The organism is Streptomyces sp. NPDC059455, from assembly GCF_042750115.1.
GTDB lineage: Bacteria > Actinomycetota > Actinomycetes > Streptomycetales > Streptomycetaceae > Streptomyces > Streptomyces endocoffeicus.
This window is the reverse complement of record NZ_JBHYVB010000014.1, coordinates 90,759-96,876: the sequence shown is the minus strand read 5'-3', so window position 1 is coordinate 96,876 and position 6,118 is coordinate 90,759. Positions and strand designations below refer to the sequence as shown.

Genomic DNA, 6,118 nt, shown 5'->3' with positions numbered 1-6,118 from the left:
TGGGCCACACCCGCCCGGATCGGTATATGGGTGACCCGGGGTGGCGCGTCCGGGTTTCCCGGGCTTCAACCCGGGGGTAGACAACACCGTGGACCCCCCGCGTCAACGCTGTGAGCTTGTCGGCGAACTCCATCGCCATGTCGTCCAGGGTCGGTGCCCCTTCAGCAGTCACCTGCTAGAAGGTAGTCGATGCCCTCGATGGTGTGCCAAACGTCAAGCTCATCCATGCTCAAGCTGTACGTCTCAGCACGCTCGCGGAGCTCCTCGTAGGACATGTTTACCTCGGCGAGAAGCTGCGCGCGTTGAGCTCGTAACTCGGACGGGGTCCTGTGAATCACTGTTGGCATTGTCCGCTCCCCACTGTTGCTGAGGCTCAGTCAACCAGGCCCCACTGACAACGATGAGGCAAAGATGGAAGGTTGTCACCCAGCTGGAGCAGATCCACGTTGACGTCTTGGCAAGGCGTCCGGTCACGGCGTTCTCCCATCGGTGTGGATCTTCTTGCGAGGGCAATCCATCCCGCCGTCCCATGTCGGGTCCGGAGTCCCGGCCCTGCGGTCGGCGGGCCTGCCTGGCCGCGTCGACCGCAGGGTGTCGGGGAGGGCGGGCTGCTGATGCAGTCGTCCGGTACGGGGCCCGGAGGGAGGTGGACGGCGAGGGTCAGCGGGGCGGGGCCGCGCCGAGCAAGTAGGCCCGGGTGGGCGGCGCGAAGATGAGCGGTGTGCCCCGCGGGTGGGGAATGCTCGTCGTCGCTTCATGACTCGCCGCCGGGCCGGGCCTCGCGCGTGGCTTCCTCGTAGGCGTGCAACAGCCGCTCGCCCTCCTGGCAGCCGGCGCCGGGCGTCCGGCAAGTCAGGCAGCCTGCTGCGTGCTCGATGGCCGTGCGCCATGCGTCGTCGGCGAATGGGTCAGTGGCCGGGGTGGCGGCTGGCTGGGTGCTCGTCATCGGGTCCTGCCCTGCCGGCGGGCGCGAGGCATGGCGGCGGCCCCGGCGACGGCGTCACGCTGGTAGGTCCGGGAGTGGGGTGGGCAGGCGTACACGGTGTGCCCGGGGCCCCTGCCGCCGTGGTGGAAGTCGACGATGACCGGCTCTGGTGCAACAGCAACGCAGCGAGCGTCCTTCGGACTGGTTGACCAGCTGGCTCAACGAGCGTTCCGTGGCAGCCGTCGCCGCGCGCCAGGGTGATCGGGAGCGCATGGGGTACTTCGTCAGAAACACTCTGAACGACGACGAAGCAAGCGAGGCAGCGAACCTCAACTACTGGGCTTACTGGATCGGGGAAGGCCAGCGCATCGAACTCTCGGACCAGTTCATCGCTTCGCGACACCTTGGCAGTTGGTCAGGTACGCGGCTTCTTCAGCACTTGGCGCGGGGGCTCGCACCACATCACGGATACGTCGAACTGAACATCCACACACTGTGGACGCTGCTCACCGCAAGGCCCGAGCTGCTTCGCTCGGGAAATGCCGCCGTCGTCCTCCGGGAACGGCTGCCGGTGATGTTGGATAGCCGGGAGATCTCCGCACCCGCACGCCGCGAGCTCGAGAGTATCCGGTACGCGATCCGCCTCGCCGAGGCGTGAGAGGAGTTGACGGTGGCTGACGACCTGCATGCGTGTAGCGCTGGGCGAGAAGCCGTAGCAACTCCTCGGAGCCCCCGCCCACGAGGCACGGCGAGGGCTCCGGTTGCGGGGCTCGGTCAGGCCGTGGTGCGCCGCGGGATTCGCATTTCGATGGTGTTTTCCGTCAGCGGGTCCAGCAGCTTGGCCAACGGGGCCTCAGTCTCGGTGCCGTCGCCCGGTCCTTCTCCGAGGGAGACCTCGGCTCCGTTCTGCCGGGTGCCCCAGCCGGTCTTGGCACAGGTCGCCACGCCGTACCAGCGCATGAATCGCAGCACCGTCCAGGCCCAGATCACCGCGAGCGGCATGAGCAGCCAGGTGAGGATGCGGGATCGGATCCGCTCGTCACTGCGGATGATGCCCAGGTAGCGCAGGCCCTGTGCCCAGCCGATGAGGAAGGGCACCACGAGGAAGCTCGCGGGCGGGTAGTTGCCGTAGGCGGCCGGTTCGACCACGAGCAGCCAGACCAGGACGGTGGTGGACAGCGCCACTTGGAACCAGCGCAGCAGGTGTGCCCAGTACGCCCATCGGTTCAGCGGCAGGTAGCGCATGCGCCAGATGGAGCGGATGGTGGAGCCGCGCATCCATCGCAGGTACATGCGCAGCAGGTGGCCGGCCTTCTCCGGCATGGCGGTGAAGACGACGGCGGAGGGCTGCTGGACGGTCTGGCCGCGCAGCAGGGCGTAGAGGGTGAGCAGGGAGTCGTCCGAGAACATCACGGGGCGGCCCATGAACGTCTCGTTCAGGTAGCTGTCGAGGTTGTCCCGGACGACGTCGGCCCGGTACGCGGCGAGCGGCCCGCTGTTGACGAGGACGCTGCCCATGGCGGACAGGGCGCTGCGATCAACCAACTGCCCGGTGACAAACCACAGATCCGTGATCCTGGCGAGCAGGTTCGTGCGGTGGTTGGTGGAGATCACGATCCCGGCGACGGACTGCACCTGCGGGCGGGCGAACGGCACCAGCACCTGCTCGATGGCGTTCGGTGCCAGGCAGGAATCGGAGTCGACGGTGACGTAGATGTCGGCGCCGGGGCTCTTCCGTACGCCGTGCGCCTGGGCGTGCCGCTTCCCGGCGTTGGGCACGCGCTGCCAGGTGGTCGCGATCCCGGCCTCGGCGGCCGCCGCTTGCCACCAGGTACGCACCTCGGCGTAGTCGGTGTTCGTCGACCCGTCGTCGACGACATGGACGGAGTCCGGGCGGCGGGACTGATCGATGAAGGACTGGAGGCCGAGCCGCAGATAACCGGGGTCCTCGTTGTAGGTGGGCACGAGGATCGCGACATGCAACGCGTCGAGCTGGCGCATGATGCGAGCGGTGAGTCGGCGGGTGCGCTCCAGGTGGTACATGACGGTCTGGAGCATGAGCAGCGCGAACGTGATGGTCCACACCACGGCGAGGCGGCTGCCGTTCGGGCCGCCGTAGTGGGCTGCTTGGAGGGCGTGCTGTGCGGCCCAGGCCGCAGCCAGGATGAGGGCTACGGCGCCGGTGAACACCATTCCCGAGCGGTGGGGGTGTGCGGCGAGCGCGCCGGGTCGGGTCACTGCTGGCCCGCCTGGCGGCCGCGGCGGAAGCCGAACCGGATGGTGAGGGCGCCGGCGGCGGAGCCGGTGCGGGCGAGTTGAGCGTTGTCAGACATGGTCAGATCCCCCCTGATGTGTGGAAGACGATTCCAGCGCATGGGGGCTGACTTCAGTAATGGGGTGACAATTTCCTGACACAGGGACAGTTGCGTGACTATATCTCGCGCGCCCCGTTTCGCTACCTCGTGCCCCTTGTCATTCCGTGCCCACCGGATTTAGTTTCAATTGATACCGTATCGAACGAATGAATGGCTGTAATGTGGCCCCATGAGCGCCGATCTCCCTCACCACACCACCGCCTCGCGGGCGACCGGCCGTGCCGGGGACACCTCGCCGTTCGCGCTCGGGCTGCTGCTGCGTCGGGCGCACTGGCGGGCGGCGGCGGTGATGACGGAGGCGCTTCGGCCGCTCGGCATTGAGCTGCGGCATTTCGCCGTGCTGATCGTGCTGGTCGACCGCGGGCCCACGGTGCAGCGGGACCTGGCGGCGGCTACGGGGTCGGACAAGGCGGGGATCATGCGCGTGGTGGACGACCTGGAGCGCAAAGGGCTGGTCGTGCGCAAGGCCGTGCCGGGGGATCGGCGGGTGCGGGCGGTGGAGATCACGCCTCAGGGGCTTGATCTCTTCGACGCGGCCCATGTGGCGGCGGAGCCGCTGGCCGAGCGGCTGGTGGGCGAGCTGGGGTCCGATGAGGCCGAGCGGCTGAAGGATCTGCTGACCCGGTTCGCCTATCCCGTGGAGGATGGGGCGTAGGGGTGTCGTGCGGCGGCCCTCGCCTCGGGTGGGGTGGATGGACGCCGTGTGGCTGGCTCGGTTCGGACGGGGTGGGCGGACGCCGTGTGGCTGGCTCGATTCGGTGAGGCGTCACGCGGCGTCCATTGCCTGAGGGATGCGCGGCCGGGCGTTGGCCCAGGCGCTACGCCGCCAGGCGCTCCGCGAGCTCCTTCGCCTTCGTGGTCGCGTCCTCGAAGGCGCGGTTGCGGGAGGCCTCGTACAGGGGGATCAGCTCGGACATGGCCGGGTTGCGTGGGGCCAGGGTGAGTTCCGGGACGATGAAGTCGAGGTCCAGGCCGAGGGTGCGGTGGAGGACGGCCTCCAGGTAGTTCTGTACGAAATCGAAGCCCTCGCGCGGGGTGCCCGGCGCGTAGGAGCCGCCGCGGCTGGCGACGACGATGGTCGGCGTGCCCTGGGCGGAGGGGGACTCGCCCGCGGTGCGGCCGAGCAGGAGCACGTTGTCCAGCCATGTCTTGAGGGTCGACGGGACCGAGAAGTTGTGCATGGGGGCGCCGATCAGGATGGCGTCCGCCTGCTCCAGTTCCTCGATGAGCTTCTCGCGCGCGGCGAACGCCGCCGACTGCTCAGGGGTGCGCTCTGACGGCGCGGTGTAGCCGGCGGACCAGGCGTCGGCGGTGATGTGGGGGATGGGGTCGGCGGCGAGGTCGCGGTGGATCACCGTGCCCTCCGGGTGCTGCTCCTCCCATGCCGTACGGAAGGCGGCCGCGACCGAACGGGACGCGGACGCCTCGCCCGGAAGTACGGATGAGTCGATGTGCAACAGCGTGACCATGGACTTCTCCCATGAGTGCTCGGTGATGGTTGAGAGTAAGATGGTATCGAATGATACTGTCGCGAGTGTAACGAAGATGCGCGGCGAAGACACAGCGCCTCGAGCCGAGGGGAGATGGGCGATCTTGGACGTCTACGGAGCCGTCACGAGCCGACGAGCGGTGCGCGGATTCACCGACCGGCAGGTCCCTGGGGAGGTGCTGGAGCGGGTGCTGTCCGCCGCGGCTTGGGCGCCGTCCGGGTCGAACCTCCAGCCGTGGCACGCCTATGTGCTGACCGGCGGGCCGCTGGCCGAGCTCAAGAAGCGCGCGGGTGAGCGGCTGGCCACGGGTGACGCCTGGGATGAGCCGGAGTACGAGCAGTACCCGTCCGCGCTGAAGTCCCCGTACCGCGAGCGCCGAGCCGCCTTCGGTGAGCAGCGCTACGGTGCGCTCGGGATTCCGCGCGAGGACCTGGAGGCGCGCCAGCGGGCCGCCTCCGCGAACTGGCAGTGCTTCGGCGCGCCCGCCGCCCTGTTCTGCTACATCGATCGTGACCTGGGCGGACCCCAGTGGTCCGACGTCGGCATGTTTCTGCAGACCGTCATGTTGCTGCTCCGCGCCGAGGGGCTGCACAGCTGTACGCAGATGGCGTGGGCGAAGTACCACAGGACCGTCGCGGATATCGTGTCGCCGCCGGAGGGGCTCATCCTGTTCTGCGGTATGTCGATCGGGTACGAGGACGTCGCCGCGAGTCACCCCCGTACGGGGCGGGCACCGCTCGGCGAGACGGTCAGGTTCGTCGACGGCCGCTGAGGGGCCTCAGGCTTGGCGGCGGCCTCAGGGCTGCGGAGTGGTCAGCCATGCGCTGACGCGGGCCAGCGCGGTGGGGCCGGAGGTGGAGGCGACGTCCTGGGCCAGGTCGGCGATCGAGACCGTGCGCAGCGCCTCGCGCCAGGCCGCGTCCGCGCCGCCCATCACGCGGGCGATCGGGCACGGGGTGGTGCATGCCTCGGCTGGGGTGGCCAGCGGCCCCCGCTGGCGGATTTCCGTACAGGTGAACGCCGGGCTGGGGCCGTCGACCGCCTCGACCACATCGAGCACGGTGATCGAGGCGGGCTCACGGGTGAGGACGTAACCGCCCGCCTTGCCCTGGACCGAGCGGATGAGTCCGGCCCGGGAGAGGGTCTGTAGCTGTTTGGCCAGGTAGCTAGCCGAGACGTCGTGCAGTTCCGCCAGCTTGGTCGCGGGGACGGGCTCCTCGACGGAGGTGAGCACGACGCAGCAGTGCAGGGCCCACTCGACTCCGCCGGACATCTTCACCCGCCCCACTCTAATCAGCCCGCCGATCAGCCCGCTTACTCGGACAACT

6 protein-coding genes are annotated in these 6,118 nt (G+C 68.8%); 3 read left to right on the top strand and 3 right to left on the bottom strand.

The window, feature by feature from the left end; genetic code table 11:
- Positions 1 to 1,094 precede the first annotated feature (1,094 nt).
- The gene (locus ACFXB5_RS07425) at positions 1,095 to 1,583 is read left to right on the top strand and encodes a transcriptional regulator (protein ID WP_385203613.1); all 489 of its coding nucleotides are present in this window, start codon (positions 1,095 to 1,097) and stop codon (positions 1,581 to 1,583) included.
- 116 nt (positions 1,584 to 1,699) lie between these two features.
- Here the strand turns inward: ACFXB5_RS07425 and ACFXB5_RS07420 are convergent, their stop codons facing one another.
- On the bottom strand, positions 1,700 to 3,163 hold the full coding sequence (locus ACFXB5_RS07420; protein ID WP_385203611.1) for a glycosyltransferase: 1,464 nt from the start codon (positions 3,161 to 3,163) through the stop codon (positions 1,700 to 1,702).
- Between the two features lie 306 nt (positions 3,164 to 3,469).
- Here ACFXB5_RS07420 and ACFXB5_RS07415 point away from each other — a divergent pair, with 306 nt between their 5' ends.
- Entirely contained in the window at positions 3,470 to 3,955 is a 486-nt protein-coding gene (locus ACFXB5_RS07415) for a MarR family winged helix-turn-helix transcriptional regulator (RefSeq protein WP_385203608.1), read from the top strand.
- A gap of 163 nt (positions 3,956 to 4,118) precedes the next feature.
- Here the strand turns inward: ACFXB5_RS07415 and ACFXB5_RS07410 are convergent, their stop codons facing one another.
- On the bottom strand, positions 4,119 to 4,769 hold the full coding sequence (locus tag ACFXB5_RS07410; protein ID WP_385203605.1) for an FMN-dependent NADH-azoreductase: 651 nt from the start codon (positions 4,767 to 4,769) through the stop codon (positions 4,119 to 4,121).
- Between the two features lie 124 nt (positions 4,770 to 4,893).
- Here ACFXB5_RS07410 and ACFXB5_RS07405 point away from each other — a divergent pair, with 124 nt between their 5' ends.
- Positions 4,894 to 5,562, top strand: coding sequence for a nitroreductase (locus ACFXB5_RS07405; RefSeq protein ID WP_385203602.1), 669 nt, complete (start codon positions 4,894 to 4,896; stop codon positions 5,560 to 5,562).
- A gap of 24 nt (positions 5,563 to 5,586) precedes the next feature.
- Here the strand turns inward: ACFXB5_RS07405 and ACFXB5_RS07400 are convergent, their stop codons facing one another.
- Positions 5,587 to 6,063 carry an RrF2 family transcriptional regulator gene (locus tag ACFXB5_RS07400; RefSeq protein ID WP_385203633.1) on the bottom strand — a complete coding sequence of 159 codons (477 nt, stop codon included), beginning with the start codon at positions 6,061 to 6,063 and terminating at the stop codon, positions 5,587 to 5,589.
- Positions 6,064 to 6,118: the final 55 nt, after the last annotated feature.